Origin of the sequence: Streptomyces rhizosphaerihabitans (genome assembly GCF_025399795.1) — a bacterium.
GTDB lineage: Bacteria > Actinomycetota > Actinomycetes > Streptomycetales > Streptomycetaceae > Streptomyces > Streptomyces rhizosphaerihabitans.
Genome location: NZ_JAODTZ010000004.1, coordinates 148511 through 171868, shown reverse-complemented (window position 1 = coordinate 171868; position 23358 = coordinate 148511). Strand labels below are relative to the sequence as shown.

Here is a 23358-nt window from a genome sequence, read left to right as displayed (position 1 = left end):
CCCGTAAGTCCGCCGTCCGCTGCCCGTGAGCCCGCTGCCCGTCGTCCTCTGCAGGCCGGCCTGAAGGAGCCGAGGGTCCGCCGGTCCGAGGGGCCCGAGGGTCCGCCGGTCCGAGGATCTCCCAGTTCACCGGCCCTTCAATGGCATCCGGTCCGTCAGTACCGGGTGACCGCCGTCGCCCCGTCCGCCGTGCCGATGGCGATGTGCGGCCTGCGCGCCGGATCGGCCCACGCGAGGATCCGCCGCATCGCGCCCGCCGACACGGACACGCAACCGGCCGTGGGCCCGCTCCCGTTGACGTGCAGGAAGATCCCCGCGCCACGCCCGCGCACCGGCCGGTCGTAGTTGAACCCGATGACGAAGGCGTACGCGTACTGCTTCTCGTAGGCGATCAAATGCTCGGACTCCTCGGCCCGGCAGTCCCCGGGGCGGGGCTCGGTCCACCGGTTGTACGACCGTGACGCGTTGTCCTGGCACCACCACGAGTCCTGGCCCACCCGGCGGTACGGCATCGAGGTCCCGCCCGGTGCCGCCCGGGTCCCGAACGCGTACGGCAGCTCGTACAGCCCCGTGGGTGTGGTGTTCGTGCCCTGGCGCCGCGCCCGGCCCTCGACCAGCCCGCGCGCCCCGAACCGCGCGGGGGCGGAACCGGCCCGCACCCAGCGCCCGTTCCGAAGGTCCCACCAGGTGAGCGTCCCCGACGTCGCCTCCCCGCGCGGTGCCTCAGCGGTGATCAGCTGGGTACCGCCGCCCGTGTCGGCCAGCCGCGCGGGAAGCTCGGCAAGGGGCGGCGGCCCGCCCGGGGCCAGGGCGAGCAGGGACGCGGACACGAGGGCGGCGGCTCCGAGGCGCATGGCTCAGACCGTACTGGGGGGCAACGGCAGCGGCAGCCCGGGCAGTCCGTCCAGGCTCGTCGCGATGTGCTCCTTCTTGGTGAAGTACTCGCTCAGTGAGGCGTCGTCCTCGCGCGCGAAGCGCTTGCCGTGCAGATCGCGGTCCTCGTCGTAGGACATGAAGGGCACCGCGTAGCCGCAGGAGTCGCGGACGAGTTCGGCGCTCACGACGACGATCGCGCGCAGTCCGTGCGGGGCCGGGTCGATGGCGGGGAAGTGGGTGAGGAGTTCCTTGAAGCGCGGGTCGTCGCGGAAGACCGGCTCGCCGCGCCCGTGCACCCGGACGATGTTGGGCGGGCCCTGGAAGGCGCACCACATCAGGGTGATCCGGCCGTTCTCGCGCAGATGCGCGATCGTCTCGGCGGTGCTGCCGGCGAAGTCCAGATAGGCCACGGTCCGCTCGTCGAGTACGGCGAACGATCCGCTGAGCCCTTTGGGGGACAGGTTGACCGTGCCGTCCCCGGACAGCGGGGCGGTCGCGGTGAAGAAGAGGGGCTGCGCCTCGATGAACGTACGGAGGCGGCCGTCGATGCGCTCATAAGTCTTTCCCATGTCTAACGATTATCCGGGAAAGCCTTTCGCCTGTCTAAGGAATTGCGGGTTCCGGCGGCGTTGTTCAGGGGCACCGCCGGAACCCGTGACAGGCGCCCCGGCCGCCATCGGCGAAGCGGCCGGGCGCCTGTCACGTCACTTGGTGAGCGTGCAGGCGGCGAGGGTGTCCAGTCCGGTCGGCTTGGCGGCGGTGCGGCCGATGGAGATCGCGATGCGGTCGATCGTGGAGGTCCGCTTGTCCTTCAGGGGGCCGAGGATCGCGTTCTGGACGAAGTTGGGCCCGCCCTGTCCGACGGTGTTGGCCAGCCGGGTGTTGGCCTCGGCGATCTGGGTGTTCAGCAGCGCCAGATTACGGTCGACCTCGGCCTTCGCCGAGGCCGGGACGGCGGGCAGCTGCGACGCGACGTCCGGGCAGGTGATGGTGCCGGCCGCGGTGGCGGCGCCCGTGTCGCCGGCGGCCCCGCCGGCCTGCGCGGTGGCGGTGGCGCTCGGTGCGGCGGCACCGGTGGCCGCGCCGCCCGCGCCCGCTACGCCGTTGAGCGTGCAGGGCGCGAGCGAGTCCAGCCCGGTCGGCTTGGCGGCGGTGCGCCCGATGGCCGTCGCGATGCGGTTGATGGTGGCGACGCGCTTGTCCTTGAGCGGGCCGAGGATCGCGTTCTGGACGAAGTTCGGGCCGCCCTGTCCGACCGTGTCGACCAGTCGCTTGTTCGCCTCGGCGATCTGGGTGTTCAGCAGGGTGAGGTTGCGGTCGACCTCGGCCTTCGCGGAGGCGGGGATCGCGGGCAGGCTCGGCGCGACGGCCGGGCAGTTCACCGTGCCCGCGGGGGCGGCCTTCGTCGTGGCGTTCTGCGCGCCGTTCCCGTGCGTCTCGCCCGCCAGGGCGCTGCCGGCGATCACGGCGGCGGACAGCACCACGGCGGAGGCTCCGCCGATCATCACGACGCGCCGCTTGTTGTACTTCGGAAGAGCCCTGGACATGCGGAATCCTCACTCGGGTCGGGGGCGGACGACCGCCCGGTGATCGTCCGGGCGGTCCGTTGTCCGTGTGCCTGCGTACGCGAACGCGGCGCCTGCGTTCAGCGGGAGATACGCGAAAGCGGTTTCACGTGTTCAAGCGCCCGGAAGATTCCGTCGCCAGGGCACCCGGGGGATTCCGTCGATCGAGCGTCCGGACGTTCGCGCCGCCGGGCGGGCTCGATTGACGAACCATGCAGAGTGCTGCATACTCATGCATGTCAGCGAATGCACTGTGAGGAGAATCCCGTGACCGAGCGCGTCGTACTCGCCTATTCAGGCGGTCTGGACACCTCCGTCGCCATCGGCTGGATCGCCGAGGAGACGGGCGCCGAGGTCATCGCCGTAGCGGTCGATGTCGGCCAGGGCGGCGAGGACCTGGACGTCATCCGTAAGCGCGCCCTCGCGTGCGGCGCCGTCGAGGCCGAGGTCGCGGACGCCAAGGACGAGTTCGCCGACGAGTACTGCCTCCCGGCGATCAAGGCCAACGCCCTCTACATGGACCGCTATCCGCTGGTCTCGGCCCTCTCCCGGCCGACGATCGTCAAGCACCTCGTCGCCGCCGCCCAGAAGCACGGCGCCACCACGGTCGCCCACGGCTGCACGGGCAAGGGCAACGACCAGGTGCGGTTCGAGGCCGGCATCGTCGCCCTCGCCCCCGACCTCAAGTGCATCGCCCCGGTCCGTGACTACGCGATGACCCGCGACAAGGCGATCGCCTTCTGCGAGGAGAAGCAGCTCCCGATCGCGACCACCAAGAAGTCCCCGTACTCCATCGACCAGAACGTCTTCGGGCGCGCGGTCGAGACGGGCTTCCTGGAGGACATCTGGAACGCCCCGATCGAGGACATCTACGAATACACCTCGAACCCGGCGGAGCACCGCGAGGCCGACGAGGTCGTCATCACCTTCAAGCACGGCGTCCCGGTCGCCGTCGACGGCAAGCCCGTCAGCGTGCTCCAGGCCATCCAGCAGCTCAACGAGCGCGCCGGAGCCCAGGGCATCGGCCGGATCGACATGGTCGAGGACCGGCTCGTGGGCATCAAGTCCCGTGAGGTGTACGAGGCTCCGGGCGCGATCGCGCTGATCACCGCACACCAGGAGCTGGAGAACGTCACCGTCGAGCGTGAACTCGCCCGCTACAAGCGGCAGGTCGAGCAGCGCTGGGGCGAACTGGTCTACGACGGCCAGTGGTTCTCCCCGCTCAAGCGCGCCCTGGACGGTTTCATCGACGAGGCCAACCAGCACGTCAACGGCGACATCCGGATGACCCTGCACGGCGGTCGCGCGGTCGTCACGGGCCGGCGCTCCGAGACCTCGCTCTACGACTTCGACCTCGCGACGTACGACACGGGCGACACCTTCGACCAGGCCGCGGCCAAGGGCTTCATCGACATCTACAGCCTGTCGTCGAAGATCGCCGCGAAGCGGGATCTGGCGTAACCCGTAAGGGACTTGGCGCGGGCCGTGTCGTGTCCGCCGCCTCGAAGCCTCCCGACCGCACTAGCCTGACAGCCGCCTCCTCACTCGCGCGTGGGGAGGCGGCGGCACATCCACACCTTTCGAGGAGTAACGCAAGTGAGCAGCAACAGCGGTGACGTACGGCTCTGGGGCGCACGTTTCGCCGACGGTCCCGCCGAGGCCCTGGCGAAGCTGTCCGCGTCGGTCCACTTCGACTGGCGCCTCGCGCCGTACGACATCGCCGGTTCGCGTGCCCACGCGCGTGTGCTGCACGGGGCGGGCCTGCTCACCGAGGACGAGCTCACCCGGATGACCGAGGGCCTCGACGGGCTGGAGGCCGACGTCGCCGACGGCTCCTTCGTCGGCACGATCGCCGACGAGGACGTGCACACGGCTCTCGAGCGCGGCCTCCTCGAGCGCCTCGGCCCCGACCTCGGCGGCAAGCTGCGCGCCGGCCGCTCCCGCAACGACCAGGTGGCCACGCTCTTCCGCATGTACCTGCGCGACCACGCCCGGATCATCGGCGGTCTGATCGCCGATCTCCAGGAGGCGCTGATCGGCCTGGCGGAGGCGCACCCGGGCGTGGCGATGCCCGGCCGTACGCACCTCCAGCACGCCCAGCCGGTGCTGTTCGCGCACCACGTCCTGGCTCATGTCCAGTCCTTTTCCCGGGACGCGGAGCGGCTGCGCCAGTGGGACGAGCGGACCGCCGTCTCGCCGTACGGCTCCGGCGCCCTGGCCGGTTCCTCGCTCGGTCTGGACCCGGAGGCGGTGGCCAAGGACCTCGGCTTCGAGCACGGCAGTGTCGCCAACTCCATCGACGGCACGGCCTCCCGCGACTTCGTGGCGGAGTTCGCCTTCATCACCGCGATGATCGGCGTGAACCTCTCCCGGATCGCCGAGGAGGTCATCATCTGGAACACGAAGGAGTTCTCCTTCGTCACCCTCCACGACGCGTTCTCCACCGGCTCGTCGATCATGCCGCAGAAGAAGAACCCGGACATCGCCGAGCTGGCGCGCGGCAAGTCGGGGCGTCTGATCGGCAACCTGACCGGACTGATGGCCACGCTCAAGGCGCTGCCCCTCGCGTACAACCGCGATCTCCAGGAGGACAAGGAGCCGGTCTTCGACTCCTGCGACCAGCTGGAGGTCCTCCTCCCCGCCTTCACCGGCATGATGGCCACGCTGACCGTGCACCGGGAGCGCATGGAGGAGCTGGCCCCGGCCGGCTTCTCGCTCGCCACCGACATCGCCGAGTGGCTGGTCAAGCAGGGCGTGCCGTTCCGTGTGGCGCACGAGGTCGCCGGTGAGTGCGTGAAGGTCGCCGAGGCGGACGGCAAGGAGCTGGACGAGCTGACCGACGAGCAGTTCGCGAAGATCTCGGCGCATCTGACGCCCGAGGTGCGGTCCGTCCTCAACGTCCAGGGCGCCCTCGCCTCCCGCGACGGCCGCGGCGGTACGGCGCCGAGCGCGGTCGCCGTCCAGCTCGCCGAGATCAAGACGGACGTCGCCGCCCAGCAGACCTGGGCCGTGGCGAAGCTGAAGAAGTAGCCCGCCCGGAGGGCGGACACGGTCCGCGTGCGGGGGCGGGTGCCGTACGGGGAGGGTGTCGCGGGTTACGTTGGCCGGGAGCCGTAAAGGAGCCGACCGAACGGAGCCGCGATGCCCTTCGCACGTCTCGCCTCAGCCACGACTCCCACCGCCCACCTCGGCCTGGGGCTCGCCGCCGTAGGCCGCCCCGGCTACATCAACCTCGGCCGCGAGGAGGACCTGCCGGCCGAGCGCAGTGTCGACGCCCTGCGCGAGCGCACCCACGAACTCCTCGAAGCCGCCTACGCCCAGGGTGTGCGCTACTTCGACGTGGCCCGCTCCTACGGCCGCTCCGAGGAGTTCCTCGCCGACTGGCTGGGCCGGCGCCCCGACATCGACGACATCGTCATCGGCAGCAAGTGGGGCTACAGGTACACGGCGGACTGGCGCACCGACGCCGAGGCGCACGAGGTGAAGGACCACGGCCTCGCCATGTACGAGCGGCAGCGCGCCGAGACCGCGGAGCTGCTCGGCGACCGGCTCGACCTCTACCAGATCCACTCGGTGACCCCGGACAGCCCGGCCCTCACCGACAAGGAGCTGCACGCGGCACTCGCCGAAGCGGCCGCCGGAGGCCTGTCGATCGGCTTCTCCACCAGCGGGCCCGAGCAGGCGGAGGCGATCCGTGCCGCGCTCGCCGTGACGGTCGAAGGCGAGCCGCTCTTCCGTACCGTCCAGTCGACGTACAACGTCCTGGAGACCTCGGCCGCTCCGGCGCTCGCCGAGGCTCATGACGCCGGACTCACGGTGATCGTCAAGGAGGGCGTGGCCAATGGCCGGCTCGCCGGGTCCCATGCGCCGGACGCGCTGCGCGCCGTCGCGGCGGAGACCTCCCTGGGCTGTGACGCGGTCGCCCTCGCGCTGATCCTGCGGCAGCCCTGGGCGGGTGTCGTGCTGTCGGGGGCGGCCACCGTCAACCAGCTCGCCTCGAACCTGCACTCCGCGGTCGTCGACCTCGACGACGATCAGCTGTCCCGGCTCGCCGCCCTCGCGGAGGAACCGCGGGCGTACTGGGAGCGACGCGGGCAGCTGCCCTGGCACTGAGCGCCAGGAGCTACGGAAGAAGCACTTCGAGCACCTCCGGAACCGGGAGAGCGTGAGACGCGCACGCTCCACATGAGACATCTATGTCTCATGTGGGGTACGGTTGTCTCATGGCTGTCGACCGTGACCACGTGCTGCGCAGCGCAGCCGCCCTGCTCACCCGGAAATCCACCGCGACCATGGACGAGGTCGCCAAGGCCGCCGGGATCAGCCGGGCCACGCTGCACCGCCAGTTCGCCGGCCGTGACGCGCTCGTCCGCGCGCTGGAGGCGCTCGGTATCGAGGAGTGCGAGGCCGCTCTCGACGCGGCCCGCCTCGACGACGGCACCGCCCAGGAAGCCGTGCGCCGCCTGGTACGGGAGCTGGAGAAGGTGGCCGGACTGCTCGCCTTCCTCTATACGGAGAACCAGCTCTTCGAGGGCGACGGGCAGCACGAGGGCTGGGCCCGGCTCGACGCCCGGATGGCCGCGCTGTTCCGGCGCGGCCAGCAGAGCGGCGAGTTCCGCATCGACCTCAGCCCGGCCTGGCTCACCGAGGCCCTCTACGGGCTGATGGCCTCGGCGGCCTGGGCCGTGACCGAGGGCCGGGTCGCCGCCAAGGACTTCCACCACATGATCGTCGAGCTGCTGCTCGGCGGCGCGCTCAGGAGAGAGGAACCATGACCAGCACCCTGCGGCCGGCCGTTGTGACGGAGACGCCGAAGCGCCCGGGCCGCTGGCTCGCGCTCTGCGTCCTCGTCCTCGCCGTGCTGCTGGTGGCCGTCGACGCGACCGTCCTCGGCCTCGCGACCCCGTACATCAGTGAGGATCTGAAGCCCTCCGGCACCCAGCTCCTGTGGATCGGTGACGTCTACTCCTTCGTCATCGCCGGTCTGCTCGTCTCCATGGGCAGCCTCGGCGACCGCATCGGCCGCAAGAAGCTGCTGCTCGTCGGCGCGACGGCGTTCGGCCTGATATCCGTGCTCAACGCCTATGCCACGACACCCGAGTTGATGATCCTGGCGCGGGCGCTGCTCGGTGTCGCGGGCGCGACTCTGATGCCCGCCACCCTCGCCCTGATCCGCAACATCTTCCACGACCCGCGCGAGCGCAGCCTCGCCATCGGCATCTGGGGCGCGACGGCGTCCGCGGGCACGGCGGTCGGTCCCGTCGTCGGGGGCTTCCTGCTCGAACACTTCTGGTGGGGCTCGGTCTTCCTCATCAACCTTCCGGTGATGGTGGTACTCGTCCTGGTCGGCCGGAAGCTGCTCCCTGAGTCGAAGAGCCCGAACCCCGGCCCCTGGGACCTGATCAGCGTCTCGCTCTCGCTCGTCGGCGTGATCGGCGTGGTGTACGCGGTGAAGGAGCTCGCCGCGCACGGACCGAGCGGCGAGGCACTCGCCGCGGGCCTGTTGGGCGCCGGCGCGCTCTTCTGGTTCGTGCGCCGCCAACTGACGCTTCCCATCCCGCTGTTGGACGTGCGCCTGTTCCGCAACCGGGGATTCTCCGGTGCCGTGCTCGCCGACCTGTTCACCGTGCTCGGCATGTCCGGACTCGTGTTCTTCCTCTCCCAGTACCTGCAACTCGTGCAGGGCCGGGGACCGTTCGAGGCGGGGCTCGCCGAAGTCCCCGCCGCGGTGGGTGCGGTGGCGGCTGGTCTGGTCGCGGGACGCTTCGCGCGGCGGTTCTCCGTGCGGACCGTCGTCTCCGCCGGACTCGCCGCGGTCGGCCTCGCGCTCGGCACGCTCACCGTGCTCGACCGCTCCACCGGCTATCCGCTGCTCGGCGCCGCACTGCTGGTCGTCGGCGTCGGCGCGGGCTTCTCGTTCACCGTCACCGCCGACGTGATCCTCTCCGCCGTGCCCAAGGACCAGGCGGGCGCCGCCTCCGCCGTCTCCGAGACGGCGTACGAACTCGGCGCGGCTCTCGGCATCGCCCTGCTCGGCTCCGTCGTGACCGGCGTCTACGCGGGCTTCACCGGCCCCGCGGGCACACCGGCCGAGGCACACGACTCGCTGGGCGGAGCGGTGGAGGCCGCCGGGAGTCTGCCCGAGCACACCGCCGAGACGCTGCTCACCGCGGCCAGGGAGTCCTTCGTGGACGGTCTGGCGCTCGCCTCCGGCGCGGGCGCGGCGGTCCTGCTCGCCACCGCCGTGGCGGCATGGTTCCTGCTGCGCGGTCAGAAGCTCGAGGCGTAGGCGCGCCGTTCGAACCGCCCGGGGTTCTCCCACCCGGGCTTCACCCACCCGGGGTGGGACCGCCCGGGCTTCACCCACCCAGGGTGCGACCGCCCGGGCTTCTCCCATCCTGAGTCGGATCGCCCGGGGCTTCTCGCGCCGTGGGTCGGTCGCCCGGGGTCTTTCCACCGGGGCTTCTCTCGCCCGGGGCTTCTCTCGCCCGGGGCTTCTCGCGCCCTGGGTCGGACTGACCGGGGTCCTACCGTCAGGGCTTCCCCCGCCCTGGGGCGGATCACCCGGGGCCGGACCATCCGAAGTCCCGGCCGCCGGGGCGGGGCGCCCGGTGCGGCCCTGCACGGCCCGATCCGGCGCCGACCGGGCGAAACCCGCCGGGACCGCGCGAAAGGGGTGGCTCCGACCGGCAATTGCCGTCCGGGGCCACCCCTTTTGCGCGGTCGCAGGGCGGCCGGGCGAAGAGCCGGGCACCCTGCGTGCGGCGGAAGCGCTAGGCGGCCTTCGCCTTGGTGGCGTACATGTCGACGTACTCCTGGCCGGACAGGCGCATGACCTCGGTCATCACGGAGTCGGTCACGGCGCGCAGCACGTACCGGTCGCGGTCCATGCCCTCGTAGCGCGAGAACTCCATGGCGGGACCGAAGCGGACGGTGACCTTGCCCGGCCGCGGGATGCCCGCGCCGCCCGGCTGGAGCTTGTCCGTGCCGATCATCGCGAAGGGGACCACCGGGGAGCCGGTCATCATGGTGAGCCGGGCGATGCCGGTGCGGCCGCGGTACAGGCGGCCGTCGGGGGAGCGGGTGCCCTCGGGGTAGATCCCGAAGACCTTGCCGTCCTCCAGGACGCGGCGGCCGGTCATCAGCGCGGCCACGCCACCGTTGGCGCCGTCCCGGTCCACCGGGATCATGCCGACGCCGGTGAAGAACCACGCCATCAGGCGGCCCTTGAGGCCCTTGCCCGTGACGTACTCGTCCTTGCCGATGAAGAGCACCTGCCGGTCGCAGACCAGCGGAAGGATCATCGAGTCGATGAACGTGAGGTGGTTGCCGGCCAGGATCACCGGGCCCTCGCCCGGGATGTGCTCCACGCCTTCCACCTGTGGGCGGAACATCAGGCGCATGATCGGTCCGAGCACTGCCTTGATGAGCGCGAAGCGGGACAACAGGCCCTCCGGTGTCAAGGGATCGGTATGGAGTATGTGCAGGTGAGGACGATACTCGCGGTTCCCGGATGATTGCACATCCGGTTCATCGACTGGATACGCACTGTTGACCTACGTTTACCTGCGGTTGCGTGCCTGTGAGCGGCGGACGCGGGGGCGAGTCGATGTGACGGACATCGCGCGCCGTACCGGCGAACGGGTGATCCCGCCATGAATCGCCGCCCGGTCGCCGTAGTCCCACGCCTACCCCCGACCGCCCGGCCGATGCCGACGGACCGTCAGGTTCCGCATCCCGTAGGGCATCCGGCGTCACCCACTGTTCCGCCGCGGGCCTCCCTCCCGTCACACGGGGGCACCTACGATCGACCCGCTTCGACAGGCAGGGCACCTACGGCGGGAGGAGCGCTCATGGGGGCGCAGGAGTCGAACGGTCAGGAGCGGGGTACGGCGCGGCGGACGCTGCTCGGAGCCGCGGTGCTCGGGGCGGGCGGAGCTGTCCTCGGCCTTCCCGGTGCCGCGAACGCGGACGGACGCCACGGCGGCGGCTACCGGAGCCTGCCCAGACCGACCGTCATCGGCCACCGCGGAGCCAGCGGCTACCGGCCGGAGCACACCTTCGGCTCGTACCAGCTGGCCCTCGACCTGGGCGCCGACGTCGTCGAGGCCGGCGATCTGGTGCCCACCAGGGACGGCCACCTCGTATGCCGTCACGAACCGGAAATCGGCGGGACCACGGATGTCTCGGCACGCCCCGAGTTCGCCGGCCGCAAGACGACCAAGACGCTCGACGGGGTTCCCACCACCGGCTGGTTCACCGAGGACTTCACGCTGGCCGAGCTCAAGACCCTGCGGGCGGTCGAGCGCATCCCCGCCAACCGCCCGCACAACACCCTCTACAACGGCCGCTGGGAGATTCCCACCTTCGAAGAGGTGCTCCGCTGGCAGGACGAGCAGACCCGCAAGCGAGGCAAGCAGGTCTGGATCTACCCCGAGACCAAGCACCCCACCTACTTCCGGGCGCTCGGCCTCGGCCTGGAGGAGCGGGTCGCCGAACTGCTGCGCAAGTACGGCAAGGACAGGAAGGACTCGCCGGTCATCCTCCAGTCCTTCGAGCCGAGCAGCATCCAGCGGCTGGACAAGCTCGTCGGCAACCCGCTCGTCGTCCTGCTGTCCGCCGCGAACACCCGCCCCTGGGACTTCGTCGCGGCGGGCGACCCCCGCACGGTCGCCGACCTCGTCACACCCGAGGGCCTGAAGTGGATCGCCTCGTACGCGCAGGGCATCGGCCCCACGCTCGACCTGGTCATCCCGAAGGACGCGGACGGCAACCTCACCAGTGCCACCACGCTCGTCGCCGACGCGCACCGCGCGGGCCTGATCCTGCACCCGTACACCATGCGCAACGAGAACCCCTTCCTGCCCACGAGCTTCCGCAAGGGCACCGCCGTGGACGCCTACGGGGACCCCTTCGGAGCCTTCAGGGTCTACTTCGAGACGGGCATCGACGGTGTCTTCTCCGACAACGCGGACACCGCGGTGCTGGCCCGCGCGGACTTCCTCAAGGGATGAGTCCGGCGCCCCGGGCCGTCGACGGACGAGTCCGGGGAACGAGACGGGTGTCCGCGTCCGTCAACGCGTGACCCGGTCACCCCGGATGGGATGACAACCGGCCGCCCCGGCAACCTCTCGCCGGGGCGGCCGCGTCGTGCCGCACATGACCCACGAGCTGGTTTCCACACTGCGGCCGCTGCTCGCGGCCGAGGCATCGGCGGAGGCCCACGCCTCCGGTGCCGAGCGGAACGACCTGGAACAGGCCGTCTGGCTGCGCCTGCTGGAGCGCCTGGACACGACAGGGCCGCCCGCCGACCCGCAGCGCTGGGTGCGCGGGGCCGTGCGCTCCGAGGCCCGTCGCAGCCGTCGCAGGGCACGCGTCGAGCGGCCGTACGCCATCGAACCCGCGGACGACAGCGGCCCCGGCCCCGAGGAGCGGGCGATGGCCGCCGCCCGCGGTCGCGCGCTGCACGACGCCGTACGCCGGCTTCCCGGCCGCTGCCCGCGACTGATGGCCGCCCTGCTCTCCCCGGATGACCTCACCTATCGGGAGATCGCAGGTGAGTTGGGTATCTCACAGGGCAGTCTTGGTCCGGAACGTTCCCGATGTCTTGGATGTCTGCGTCGTTTGCTGGCGACGGAGGTTGCGGCCCGCTGACGACGGGGATAGGAGTGGGGGACGACCGGTGAACAGGTGAGCGGGAGGCATGCACACATGGGCATGAGCGTGACCATCTCGGCGGCGACCGAGCAGGATGCGGAACAGATCCTGAAGCTGCAGTACCTCTGCTATCAGAGCGAGGCCGAGCTGTACGGCGACTACGGCATCGAGCCGCTCACGCAGCCGCTCGACTCGCTCAGGGCGGAACTCGCGGGCGGCACCGTACTGGTGGCCCGGCTCGGCGACGAGGTGGTGGCCTCGGTACGCGGCGCCGTCGACGCCGACGGCACGGCTCGCATCAACAAACTCATCGTGCATCCGCGCATGCAGCGGCACGGTCTCGGCGGACGTCTGCTCGACGCGATCGAGAACCGCCTCGGCGCCGAAGGAACCGCCAAGTCCTTCCAGCTGTTCACCGGCCATCGCAGCGAGCGCAATCTGCGCCTCTACCGCAAGCACGGCTACGCACCCGTCTCGCAGGAGCGGATCGGCGAGCGCATGACGCTGGTGACCCTGGCCAAGGGCGCAGACACCGGCGCGTACGCCACCAGCGCCTGAGCGCGGCCGGCTTCGGCAGCAGTCGTCAGTCGGCGGTCGTACGCGCCTTGCGCAGCCAGTACATCGCCGACAGCGGCAGCAGGACCGGGATGAAGAGATAGCCCATGCCGTAGTCCGACCACACCGTGGCGTCGGGGAAGGCGGACGGCTCGACCAGCGTCCAGGTCCCGACGGTCAGTACACCCGCGAGCTCGGCGGCGCAGCACACCAGCGCCGCCCTGCGCGCCGTCTCGCCGCCGCGCACGAGCGAGTACGTGATGAATCCGTAGACGAGACCGGCGACCGCGGAGAGCGAGTAGGCGAGCGGCGCCTTGTCGAACTCCGTGGAGATCTGCACGGCCGACCGCGAGACGGCGCCGACCACCATCACCCCGTACAGCCACAGCAGCAGGATGCCGGGGCCGCTGATGAGCCGCGTGCGCTTCTTGTCCGCGGGCAGCTCCAGCGGCTTCACGCCCTGCTCGTCCCGCTCGTCCTGCTCGTTCCGCTCGTCACGAGGCACGGTCGTGTTCTCCTCCGTGGCCGTCATCTCAGCCTCCCCAGATGTCGTAGAGCCGTACTTCGAGCACGGCGAGGACGACGCCGCCGGCCGCCACCGTTACCGAACCCCAGCGGGTGCGCTCCGCCAGCGACATGAACCCCGCGGCGGGAACGCACGCGAAGGCGCCGATCAGATACGCCACGAAGATCGTCGTGCCCTGCTCCGGCTTCTCGCCGCGCGCCAGCTGGACGACGCCGATCACCAGCTGGACCAGGGCGAGCAGCGACACCACGGCCATGCCGATGAAGTGCCAGTCCTTGGTGGGCTGGTCACGGTGGGCGGCCCAGCCGCACCAGGCGGCGAGCGCGAGCGCGGCGACGGCCGTCGCGACCGTCAGGGCATCAAACATGCCGTGACCCTATTACGGGCCAAAAGACCTGATGCGCTCGCCCCCGGGCTGCCTCGCAGGGCCGAAGGCGTGAAGATCCACGCTGAAGCCCCGTTGTTCGAGCCCCAGCTGCTCGACGCCCGCGAACCGGGCGTCGGTCCGGCCCGCTGCGTCGTCTTCGAGGACGCCCCCGCCGGGCGCCGGGCGGCCCGCGCCGCAGGGATGGCCACCGTGGCGTCGGCCACAACGCACCAGGCCGACGAGCCGGCCGCCGGCCTCGTCGTCGAGGACCTCTCCGCCCTGTCCGTACTGGTGACGGACGCCGGAGCGGAGATCTCCGTCCGGGACCGAGCGACGTCCACCGCTGTCCGCTATTCGGACAGCGGTGGCGGCCCGCGGCCCCCGGTCTGCTTTACTTCATTCCATGACCACGACGAGCAGCCGCATCCTTGCGACCGAGGCGACCACGACGCCCGGTGCTCGTTGTATGTGTCGAATGTGCGCCTGCTAGAGGGCCCCTGTTCCACCGCCTGATCCCGCGCCCCGAAGCGGGATCGCCGCGCCCTGTGTCCGTACCGCGTACGTGACCGGGCTGCCCCGCGCACACGTTCTCCTTCCGGTTCCATCGCCAACGCGAGAACCGTGCCGCGTTCCCGACCGAATGCACCCGTGCCCGGCGCACACCCACGCCCCGCACTCGACAGTGACGGAAACCCCAGTGATCACGACAACGGGCCTCACCAAGGTCTACCGCTCGCGCGGCCGTGAAGTGACCGCCCTCGACGGCGTCGATCTGCATGTCCGCGAAGGCGAGGTGTACGGCGTCATCGGCCAGTCCGGCGCCGGAAAGTCCTCGCTCATCCGCTGCGTCAACCTCCTGGAGCGTCCCACCTCCGGCACGGTCACCGTCGCCGGGCAGGACCTCACCGCCCTCGTCGGGCGCGGCCCGCGCGCCGGCCGGGAGCTCCGTCAGGCGCGCAGCCGGATCGGCATGGTCTTCCAGCACTTCAACCTGCTGTCCTCGCGGACGGTCCAGGACAACGTCGAGCTGCCGCTCGAGATCCTCGGTGCATCGGGGAAGGCGCGCAGCCGCAAGGCACTCCAACTGCTCGACCTGGTCGGCCTGTCCGACAAGGCCAAGGCGTACCCGGCCCAGCTCTCCGGCGGTCAGAAGCAGCGCGTCGGCATCGCCCGCGCGCTGGCCGGCGACCCGAAGGTGCTGCTCTCCGACGAGGCGACCAGCGCCCTCGACCCGGAGACCACCCGCTCCATCCTCCAGCTGCTGCGCGACCTGAACCGCCAGCTCGGTCTCACCGTCCTGCTCATCACCCACGAGATGGACGTCGTCAAGACGGTCTGCGACTCGGCCGCGCTGATGAACAACGGCCGCATCGTCGAGTCCGGCACCGTGAGCGAACTCCTCGCGACGCCCGGCTCCGAGCTGGCCTCCGCGCTCTTCCCGGTCAGCGGCGACGCCTCCGGCGACGACCGCACCGTCATCGACGTCACCTTCCACGGAGAGTCGGCCACCCGGCCCGTCATCTCGCAGCTCTCGCGCACCTACAACATCGACATCTCGATCCTCGGCGCCGCGATGGACACCGTCGCGGGCAGGCAGGTCGGCCGGATGCGCATCGAACTGCCCGGCCGCTACGAGGAGAACGTCGTGCCGATCGGCTTCCTGCGCGAGCAGGGCCTGCAGATCGACATCCAGGACGACCGGCCCGTGCTGGTGAAGGAAGGTGCCAAGTGAGCTGGTCGGAGATGCAGCCGCTGCTGTCCCAGGCGTGTTGGGACACGCTCTACATGGTCGGCTGGTCCACGCTCATCGCGATCGTCGGTGGTCTGCCGCTCGGCATCCTGCTCGTCCTCACCGATCGTGGCGGACTCCTGCAGAACGTCGTCGTGAACAAGGTCGTCGGGCAGGTCGTGAACGTCGCCCGCTCGCTGCCCTTCATCATCCTGATGGTCGCGCTGATGAGCTTCACGCGCACGATCACGGGAACGACCATCGGGCGCGACGCGGCGATCGTGCCGCTCGCCGTCGGCGCGATCCCGTTCTTCGCGCGACTGGTCGAGACGTCGGTCCGCGAAGTGGACGGCGGGCTCGTCGAGGCCGTGCAGGCGATGGGCGGCAACACCTGGACCGTCGTCCGCCGCGTCCTCGTACCCGAGTCGCTGCCCTCGCTGATCTCCTCCGCGACCACCACGGTCGTCGCCCTCATCGGCTACTCGGCGATGGCCGGCACCGTCGGCGCGGGCGGTCTCGGCGACATCGCGATCCGCTACGGCTACCAGCGTTTCGAGACCGGAATGATGTGGATCACGGTCGCCATCCTGGCCGTCGCCATCTCGCTCATCCAGTTCGCCGGCGACTACGCGGCCCGCGGACTGCACCGCCGCGGCGGGCACTCCGGTGGCGCCCCGAAGCTGCGGCTCCTGAAGTCCGGGGAGCCCGCCGCCGCGGAGGTCGGCAAGGTCGCCTGAAAACCTCCGCTGGCCTGCCCCAGGTCCCCGGCTCTCCCTCCCGCAGATTTCCCCGTTCACCCGCGACGGGGCAGCTCCGCCCATAAGGAAAGGCACTTTTCGTGCGTAACACCGCCAAGATCACCACCGCCGTCCTCGCCGCCGGAGCCCTCACCCTGGGGCTCTCCGCCTGCGGCTCGGACAAGGGCTCCTCCTCCTCGGCCGACACGAGCGGGCCGCTCGTCGTCGCCGCCAGCCCGGTCCCGCACGCCGAGATCCTCAACTACATCAAGGACCACCTGGCGAAGAAGGCGGGCCTCGACCTGGAGGTCAAGGAGTTCCAGGACTACATCGTGCCGAACACGGCGACCGAGGACGGCTCGGTGGACGCCAACTACTTCCAGAACCAGCCGTACCTGGACGACTTCAACCAGAAGCGCGGCACGCACATAGTGCCCGTCGTCACGGTGCACCTGGAGCCGCTCGGCCTTTACTCCCACAAGGTGAAGAGCGCCGACGCCCTGAAGAGCGGAGCGACCGTCGCGGTCCCGAACGACGCGGTCAACGAGGCACGTGCCCTGAAGCTGCTCGCGTCCAAGGGGCTCATCACCCTCAAGGACGACGCGGGTAACACGGCGACCCCGCAGGACATCTCGAAGAACCCGAAGAACCTCAAGTTCAAGGAGATCGAGGCGGCGCAGACCCCGCGCTCCCTGGACGACGTGGACGCGGCGGTCATCAACGGCAACTACGCCATCGCCGCCGACCTCAAGCCCGCCAAGGACGCCCTCGTCCTGGAGTCGGCGACGAACAACCCTTACGGCAACTTCCTCGCCGTCAAGAAGGGCAATGAGGACGACCCGCGCGTGAAGAAGCTCGCGAAGCTCCTCACCTCGCCCGAGGTGAAGAAGTTCATCGAGGACAAGTACGCCGGCTCCGTCATTCCGTCCTTCAAGTAGGCCGGGGACCGGGCCACTTACGGCCGGCGGCCCGACTCGTCACCGCACGGGGTCCACTCCATTACCCGGAGTGGACCCCGTTGTGCCGTTCGGTGGTTTCATGCTGCATGCTGGGCAGTTCAGCGGGCCCGACGGTACATCAGGTCCGAAGTCCCCGACGGTTACGGAGCGTCGCATGACGAGCACCTTCCCCGACATCTCCATCAGCACGGAGCGGTTGGTCCTGCGTGCGCTCGACGAGGACGACGTCTCTCCGCTGGCCGAGATGATGAACGACGAGATGGTGGCGGCCTGGACGTCGATCCCGCAGCCGTTCACCGAGGCCGGTGCCCGCGACTGGATCACCGACTACGCGCCCACGGAACGCACGGAGGGGCGTGGACTCGACCTCGCCGTCACCGAGTTCCTCACCCAGCGCCTGGTCGGCATCATCCAACTCGGCAAGACGAACTGGCGCGTCCGCTCCACCGAGCTCTCCTACATCATCGCCCCCTGGGCACGCGGCGAGGGCTACGCGTCCGAAGCCGCGCTCGCCACCGCCCGATGGCTCTTCCGCGACCAGAAGTTCGAGCGCATCGAACTGCGCACGGCCGCCGGCAACACCGCCTCGCAGCAGGTCGCCCAGAAGATCGGCTGCATCAGCGAGGGCGTGCTGCGCAACGCCTGCATAGCGCGCAACCGGACCGAGGACGGCGCCTGGGTCGACCTGCGCACCGACTTCATCGTGTGGAGTCTCGTGCCGGAGGACCTCGACGGCATGGGCGGGCGCCTCGCCGACACCGGCGGCTTCACGTCCTTCAACGACTGGGCCTGAGCGGGCCGGGCAGTCGTACGGCATTTCGCGCGCCGTGCCCTCGCCGACGTATCGGAACGGTCGCGGTGAGTCATGCTCGGTCGCGTCGAGTCACATGGGTGGACGGGAGTCATCTCACCGGACCCCGGCGCCCTGGACCGGACGCGACGCTTGGGCGCGGCGGGACCGCTCCCGCGCCACGCCGACCGGCACGGCGCCGCCGGGCCGCACCAGGTACCCTCACGGAGCCCGCCCGGGCTGCACCTGACGACCTGCGAAGACCTTCTGGAGACTGACGACGATGGCCGACCGGGTCACGGTGATCGGCTGGGACGGCTCGCCGCCGACCGTCGCGGCGCGCTCCGCCCTCGGTGCCGCCACGCTGGTGGCCGGCGCGGCCCACCATCTCGCACTCCCCGAAGTACCCGCGGGCGCCGAACGCATCCGGCTCGGCAGTGTCGCCCTCGCCGCCCGCCGGATCGCGAGCCACCGGGGCACCGCCGTCGTCCTCGCCGACGGGGACCCCGGATTCTTCGGCGTCGTACGCACCCTGCGCGCACCCGAGTTCGGCCTGGAGGTCGAAGTCGTGCCCGCCGTCTCCTCGGTGGCCGCCGCCTTCGCTCGTGCCGGAATGCCCTGGGACGACGCACAGGTGGTCGTCGCACACAGTCGCACGCTGCGACGCGCGGTGAATGTATGCCGAGCTCACACCAAAGTCGCCGTCCTCACCTCGCCCGGCGCCGGACCCGCCGAACTCGGGCTGCTTCTCGAAGGAGTGCACCGCACCTTCGTCATCTGCGAGGAACTCGGCACCACCCGTGAACAGGTCACGATCCTGACCTCCGACAAGGCGGCCGACCACACCTGGCGCGACCCGAATGTCGTGATCGTCATCGGTGGCTTCGTGGCCGCCGCCGAAGGAGGCGGCTGGATCGCCGGCCGGGAGCCCGGCGGCGGGCCGCGCGGCTGGGCGCTGCCCGCCGGGGCGTACGGCGGCGCACTCGGCGAAGGCGAGACGGATCTGCTGCGAGCCGCCCAACTCGCCAGGCTGGGACCCCGCGTCGGCGACCTCGTCTGGGACATCGGCTCCGGCAGCGGCGCCTTCGCCGTCGAGGCCGCCCGCACCGGTGCCGCCGTCATCGCGGTCGACCGCAGTCCGGGCTCCTGCGCCCGTACCGAGCACTCGGCCCGCCGCTTCGGCGTCCAGATGCAGATCGTGCACGGCAGCGCCCCGCACATCCTGGAGGACCTGCCCGAACCCGATGTCGTCCGTGTCGGCGGCGGGGGAGCGGCGGTCGTCTCCGCCGTCGCCGACCGCCGGCCCCAGCGGATCGTCGCGCACGCCGCCACCCGTGACGCCGCCGAACTCATCGGCCGTGATCTGACCGAGCACGGCTATGACGTCGAATGCGCCCTCATCCAGTCCGTCGAACTCGACACGAGGGCCTGGACGGAGAAGGAGCGGAGCGTCGCGTTCCTGCTCAGCGGCCGTCTGCCGGATCGCGCCCCGTGATCCTGTTGTCCTACTGCGCGCGGTAGGCTGGCCGATCGTTGTACCGCTCCCGGGGTGTCGGCCTTTCGTAGGTCAATGTCCGGAAAACCCGCCCGTTTTGAGGCGTGTGTGGTACGGCAGAACCGGAGGACGCGCAACGTGGCGCAGTCCACAGCGGGCACTCGCGGATCACGCTGTCGCGAGGGCGGGATGACCGGGACAATGCCAGTTAATGGCTTTGTCGTCTTTGTTGGCCGGTCGTTCGTGCCGCTGGGCACGCACGCTCGTTCTTCACTGTGTGGGGCGGTCGGTGCGCCGTTCCGGGCGAGCTGGACTTGGAAGCACTAACCGATGGGCGAGGGGTACGCATGACCGACACCGGCCAGGTCCCGGGCGAGGGATTGCCGGAGAACGCAGGCATGGTGGAGCAGCCGGGCGTCACCACGCCGGGCGCGTACACCTTCCTCGACCCCTCCGAGAGTCCCGTCGAGGACGACGATCTGCTCCTGATGCCGGGCGCGCCCGGTGCCCAGGGCGCCTGGGGCAACGAGGTGCCGCCGCCGGCCCCGATGCCCTTCCCCGACGAGCCCGGCCCGCACGAGACGGACGGACGGGACAGCGGAGCGATCGACCTCGCCGCCGTTCGCGCGCCGAGCCCGGCGCCCGCCCCTCAGCCCGTGCCGCCGCGCCGTCCACTGCACCTCGGGCCGCCCACGCCGGACGGCTCCTCCAGTCCGGTGCGCTCTCTCGCCGACCGCGGACCCGCGGGCTCCCGCACCGGATCCATGGCCACCCCGGTCATTCCGCTGCGCCACGCCGGCCCGCCGACCGTCGGTCCCGAGTACCTGGACGTGCCCCAGCTCGCCGAGGGGCTGCCGCAAGGTGCGGTGCCGTGGGGGACTCCGCCGGTGGAGGACGAGGCCAAGGCTGCAGAAACGGTCGTCCCGGAGGCGGCGCATATGTCCGGATCCGCGGTGAGCGCGGAGGCCGGACCGCTTCCCGAGGTGCCGCAGGCCGCGGAGTCCGAGCAGGCGCCCGGGTTCGCGGCGCCCTTCGTCCATGACCCGGCCCCGGCGCCCGACGACGCCCAGCCGCCGATGCCCGGGGTCGACGAGGTGTCGCTCCACCTCCAGAACCAGGCGGACGGACAGGCTCCCGCGGCCGCGCCCACGACGGACGGCTCGCCCGCCCCGCAGGTTCCCGACGCCCCGCAGTTCCCGGACGCCGCCCCGCACGCCTTCGACACTCCGGACGCCACGGACATCGGGGATGTCGCGGACGTCGCCGGACAGGCCGCCGTTGAGACGGAGACGTCCGCGCACGAGGCCGCACAGGTGCAGATCCCCGAGGACGCCGGGCACATCGTGCCCGTGCAGCACCTCGCTCCCGTCGAGGAGAGCCTCGCCGACGCGCAGGTCCCGCCGCAGCCCGCCGGCCAGGACGTGTACGGAGCCGACGCCGAGCCCGGAGCCCAGGTGGCCGGGTTCGCCGATCCCGGCGTCCACATGCCGGAACCGGCTGTCCAATTCGCGGACGAGGCGTCCCTGCCGGGGACCGAGCAGTCCGTCGGTGCCGCGGCCCCGCACGCTTTCGAGGTCCCGGAGTCCGCGCTGTCGGCGCTCTCCGCGCGCTCGGCGGAGGCCTCGCAGGGCGGGCAGGATCTCGGCCTCGAGGAGTTCCAGCAGTTCAACGACCAGCCCGCGTTCTCCGAGGACGGCTCTGCCGTCTCCGAGGAGGCCGCCTTCTCCCACAACGGCGTCGCCCTCTCCGGGCACAGCACCACCGAGGCCCCGCACGGCGTACCGGTGGGCGTGGCAGCGCACACGGACACCGCCCACCCCACCGAGGGTCACTCCCACGGCGACCAGCACTACGCGAGTGCCCTGGACACGGCCGGCGCCCCCGGATTCCCCGGCGCGCCCCTCGTGCCCCAGGCCGACCAGAGCCTCGGCCACCAGTTCGTGCCTGTCGACGCCGTGGTACCGACGGCCCCGCACCTGGCCCCGACCCCGCCGCACGCGATGACCGTGCCGCCGCTGCCCGTCGAGGAGCAACCGCCGGCCCAGGAGCCCGCGCCGGCCGCGGCCGTCCTGGCACCCGCCCCGGTCGAGGAGGCCCCCGGGGCAGCGGCTGAGCCGGTCGCCCAGGCGCCCGTGCCCGCCCCCCGGGAAGCGGAGGCCGCGCCCGAGGCCGTGCCCGAGCCCGCGCCCGTACCGGAACCGCTCGCCGCGGAGCCGGAACCCGTAGCCGCACAGCAAGCGGAGGACCTGCGCACCCAGGTCGCCGACCAGGAAGAGAGCACGGCCGTGGTGGAAGACGTACGAGAGTCCACCGGTCCGGCCGCCCCCGGCTACGGCGACGCCGAGCGCGAGGCCGTCCTGCGGGTGATCCGAGAGCGCCGTGACATCCGCAACGGCTTCCGCAGCGACCCGATCCCGCACGACGTGCTGCTGCGCGTCCTGGAGGCCGCGCACGACGCGCCGTCCGTCGGCCACTCCCAGCCCTGGGACTTCGTCGTCATCCGCTCCGCCGACACCCGGCGCAGCATGCACGAACTCGCCCAGCGCCAGCGCGAGGCCTACGCCAAGTCGCTTCCCAAGGGCCGTGCCAAGCAGTTCAAGGAACTGAAGATCGAGGCGATCCTCGACACCCCGGTCAACATCGTGGTCACCGCCGACCCGACCCGGGGCGGCCGCCACACCCTGGGCCGGCACACCCAGCCCCAGATGGCCCCGTACTCCTCCGCCCTCGCGGTCGAGAACCTGTGGCTCGCGGCCCGCGCCGAGGGCCTCGGCGTCGGCTGGGTCAGCTTCTTCGACGAGCGGGAGATGGTCCGCGCGCTGGGCCTGCCCGACCACCTCGACGTGGTCGCCTACCTCTGCGTCGGATACGTCGACGAGTTCCCCGACGAGCCCGAGCTGATGCAGGCCGGCTGGTCCAAGCGCCGCCCCCTGTCGTGGGTCGTGCACGAGGAGACGTACGGCCGCCGTGCGCTGCCCGGCGAGGAGCCGCACGACCTGCTCGCCGAGACCGTCTCCAACATCCGCCCGCTGGACGCCAAGGCGCTCGGCGAGGCGTGGGAGCGCCAGAAGCGGATGACCAAGCCCGCGGGCGCCCTCGGCATGCTGGAGATCATCTCCGCGCAGCTGTCGGGCCTCTCCCGGATGTGTCCGCCGCCGATCCCGGAGCCCGCCGCCGTCGCGATCTTCGCGGGCGACCACGGCGTCCACGCGCAGGGCGTCACCCCCTGGCCCCAGGAGGTCACCGGGCAGATGGTCGCCAACTTCCTGGGCGGCGGCGCGGTCTGCAACGCGTTCGCCAACCAGGTGGGCGCCGAGGTCTGCGTCGTCGACGTGGGTGTCGCCTCCGACCTGCCGGCCACGCCGGGCCTGCTGCCGCGCAAGGTCCGCGCGGGCACCGCCGACATGACGACGGGTCCCGCCATGACCCGCGAAGAGGCGATCGCGGCGCTGGAGGTGGGCATCGAGACGGCCCGCGACCTGGTGGCCGCGGGCAACAAGGCACTGCTGACCGGCGAGATGGGCATCGCCAACACGACCGCTTCGGCGGCTCTGATCTCGGTCTTCACCGGCGCCGACCCCGCCGAGGTGACGGGCCGCGGTACCGGCATCAACGACGAGACCCTGGCCCGCAAGACCGAGGTCGTCCGCCGTGCCATCGACTTCCACCAGCCGGATCCGGCCGACCCGATCGGCGTCCTCGCCGCGATCGGTGGCCTCGAACACGCCGCCATGGTCGGCCTCCTCCTCGGTGGCGCGTCCCTGCGGACACCGGTGATCCTGGACGGCGTCAGCGCCGGCGCCGCCGCACTGGTCGCCCGCGCCATCGCCCCCGAGGTCCTGGCCGCCTGCATCGCGGGTCACCGCAGCGCGGAGCCCGGTCACGTGGCCGCCCTGAACAAGCTGGGCCTGCGCCCCCTGATCGACCTCGACCTGCGTCTGGGCGAGGGCACCGGCGCTCTCCTGGCCCTGCCCATCGTCCAGAGCGCGGCGCGGGCGATGCACGAGGTCGCGACGTTCGACTCGGCCGGGGTGACCGAGAAGTAGGCCCGACGGCACCGGCGGGTGGGCAGGCGTCCCGAGCTGCCCACCCCGCCCCGCCG

The 23358-nt window shown here is 71.2% G+C and carries 20 protein-coding genes and 1 pseudogene; 15 read left to right on the top strand and 6 right to left on the bottom strand.

What is annotated here, in order from left to right; all coding sequences use genetic code 11:
- Positions 1-155: 155 nt before the first annotated feature.
- From N4G66_RS05740 to N4G66_RS05730, 3 genes are all read right to left on the bottom strand, one after another.
- Positions 156-854 (bottom strand): L,D-transpeptidase family protein, encoded by a 699-nt coding sequence (locus tag N4G66_RS05740; protein WP_261702840.1) that lies wholly within the window; start codon positions 852-854, stop codon positions 156-158.
- A gap of 3 nt (positions 855-857) precedes the next feature.
- Positions 858-1445: a pyridoxamine 5'-phosphate oxidase family protein gene (locus N4G66_RS05735; protein ID WP_261702839.1), complete on the bottom strand. Its 588-nt coding sequence runs from the start codon at positions 1443-1445 to the stop codon at positions 858-860.
- 135 nt (positions 1446-1580) lie between these two features.
- Positions 1581-2423, bottom strand: coding sequence for a hypothetical protein (locus N4G66_RS05730; RefSeq protein ID WP_261702838.1), 843 nt, complete (start codon positions 2421-2423; stop codon positions 1581-1583).
- Between the two features lie 285 nt (positions 2424-2708).
- Between N4G66_RS05730 and N4G66_RS05725 the strand changes: the two genes are divergently transcribed.
- From N4G66_RS05725 to N4G66_RS05705, 5 genes are all read left to right on the top strand, one after another.
- Entirely contained in the window at positions 2709-3902 is a 1194-nt protein-coding gene (locus N4G66_RS05725; RefSeq protein WP_261702837.1) for an argininosuccinate synthase, read from the top strand.
- A 135-nt stretch (positions 3903-4037) separates the two neighbouring features.
- Positions 4038-5471, top strand: coding sequence for an argininosuccinate lyase (argH, locus tag N4G66_RS05720; RefSeq protein ID WP_261702836.1), 1434 nt, complete (start codon positions 4038-4040; stop codon positions 5469-5471).
- 111 nt (positions 5472-5582) lie between these two features.
- Positions 5583-6554, top strand: coding sequence for an aldo/keto reductase (locus N4G66_RS05715; protein ID WP_261702835.1), 972 nt, complete (start codon positions 5583-5585; stop codon positions 6552-6554).
- Between the two features lie 110 nt (positions 6555-6664).
- On the top strand, positions 6665-7216 hold the full coding sequence (locus tag N4G66_RS05710) for a TetR/AcrR family transcriptional regulator (RefSeq protein WP_261702834.1): 552 nt from the start codon (positions 6665-6667) through the stop codon (positions 7214-7216).
- Positions 7213-8730 (top strand): MFS transporter, encoded by a 1518-nt coding sequence (locus tag N4G66_RS05705; RefSeq protein ID WP_261702833.1) that lies wholly within the window; start codon positions 7213-7215, stop codon positions 8728-8730. The genes N4G66_RS05710 and N4G66_RS05705 overlap by 4 nt, the downstream gene beginning before the upstream one ends.
- A gap of 484 nt (positions 8731-9214) precedes the next feature.
- Here the strand turns inward: N4G66_RS05705 and N4G66_RS05700 are convergent, their stop codons facing one another.
- Entirely contained in the window at positions 9215-9886 is a 672-nt protein-coding gene (locus N4G66_RS05700) for a lysophospholipid acyltransferase family protein (protein ID WP_261702964.1), read from the bottom strand.
- A 408-nt stretch (positions 9887-10294) separates the two neighbouring features.
- Here N4G66_RS05700 and N4G66_RS05695 point away from each other — a divergent pair, with 408 nt between their 5' ends.
- The 3 genes from N4G66_RS05695 to N4G66_RS05685 all read left to right on the top strand — a co-directional run bounded on the left by N4G66_RS05695 (position 10295) and on the right by N4G66_RS05685 (position 12656).
- A complete protein-coding gene (locus N4G66_RS05695; RefSeq protein ID WP_261702832.1) occupies positions 10295-11455 on the top strand; it encodes a glycerophosphodiester phosphodiesterase in 1161 nt (386 codons plus the stop codon).
- Between the two features lie 145 nt (positions 11456-11600).
- The gene (locus N4G66_RS05690) at positions 11601-12095 is read left to right on the top strand and encodes a sigma-70 family RNA polymerase sigma factor (protein WP_261702831.1); all 495 of its coding nucleotides are present in this window, start codon (positions 11601-11603) and stop codon (positions 12093-12095) included.
- Between the two features lie 57 nt (positions 12096-12152).
- Positions 12153-12656 (top strand): GNAT family N-acetyltransferase, encoded by a 504-nt coding sequence (locus N4G66_RS05685; RefSeq protein ID WP_261702830.1) that lies wholly within the window; start codon positions 12153-12155, stop codon positions 12654-12656.
- 25 nt (positions 12657-12681) lie between these two features.
- Here N4G66_RS05685 and N4G66_RS05680 read toward each other — a convergent pair whose 3' ends face one another.
- Positions 12682-13185, bottom strand: coding sequence for a hypothetical protein (locus N4G66_RS05680; RefSeq protein WP_261702829.1), 504 nt, complete (start codon positions 13183-13185; stop codon positions 12682-12684).
- A gap of 1 nt (position 13186) precedes the next feature.
- Positions 13187-13546, bottom strand: a complete 360-nt coding sequence (locus N4G66_RS05675) for a hypothetical protein (RefSeq protein WP_261702828.1) — start codon at positions 13544-13546, stop codon at positions 13187-13189.
- A gap of 99 nt (positions 13547-13645) precedes the next feature.
- Between N4G66_RS05675 and N4G66_RS05670 the strand changes: the two are divergent.
- The 7 genes and pseudogenes from N4G66_RS05670 to cobT all read left to right on the top strand — a co-directional run.
- Positions 13646-13870: pseudogene (locus tag N4G66_RS05670) on the top strand (HAD family hydrolase); the annotation flags it as partial.
- Between the two features lie 316 nt (positions 13871-14186).
- Positions 14187-15278: a methionine ABC transporter ATP-binding protein gene (locus N4G66_RS05665; protein ID WP_315903615.1), complete on the top strand. Its 1092-nt coding sequence runs from the start codon at positions 14187-14189 to the stop codon at positions 15276-15278.
- On the top strand, positions 15275-16012 hold the full coding sequence (locus N4G66_RS05660; RefSeq protein ID WP_261702826.1) for a methionine ABC transporter permease: 738 nt from the start codon (positions 15275-15277) through the stop codon (positions 16010-16012). The genes N4G66_RS05665 and N4G66_RS05660 overlap by 4 nt, the downstream gene beginning before the upstream one ends.
- 101 nt (positions 16013-16113) lie before the next feature.
- The gene (locus N4G66_RS05655; protein WP_261702825.1) at positions 16114-16950 is read left to right on the top strand and encodes a MetQ/NlpA family ABC transporter substrate-binding protein; all 837 of its coding nucleotides are present in this window, start codon (positions 16114-16116) and stop codon (positions 16948-16950) included.
- 175 nt (positions 16951-17125) lie between these two features.
- Complete coding sequence (locus N4G66_RS05650) at positions 17126-17764, top strand: GNAT family N-acetyltransferase (RefSeq protein ID WP_261702824.1); 639 nt, start codon at positions 17126-17128, stop codon at positions 17762-17764.
- A gap of 280 nt (positions 17765-18044) precedes the next feature.
- Positions 18045-19256 (top strand): precorrin-6y C5,15-methyltransferase (decarboxylating) subunit CbiE, encoded by a 1212-nt coding sequence (cbiE, locus tag N4G66_RS05645; RefSeq protein WP_261702823.1) that lies wholly within the window; start codon positions 18045-18047, stop codon positions 19254-19256.
- Between the two features lie 347 nt (positions 19257-19603).
- The gene (gene cobT, locus N4G66_RS05640) at positions 19604-23302 is read left to right on the top strand and encodes a nicotinate-nucleotide--dimethylbenzimidazole phosphoribosyltransferase (RefSeq protein ID WP_261702822.1); all 3699 of its coding nucleotides are present in this window, start codon (positions 19604-19606) and stop codon (positions 23300-23302) included.
- Positions 23303-23358: the final 56 nt, after the last annotated feature.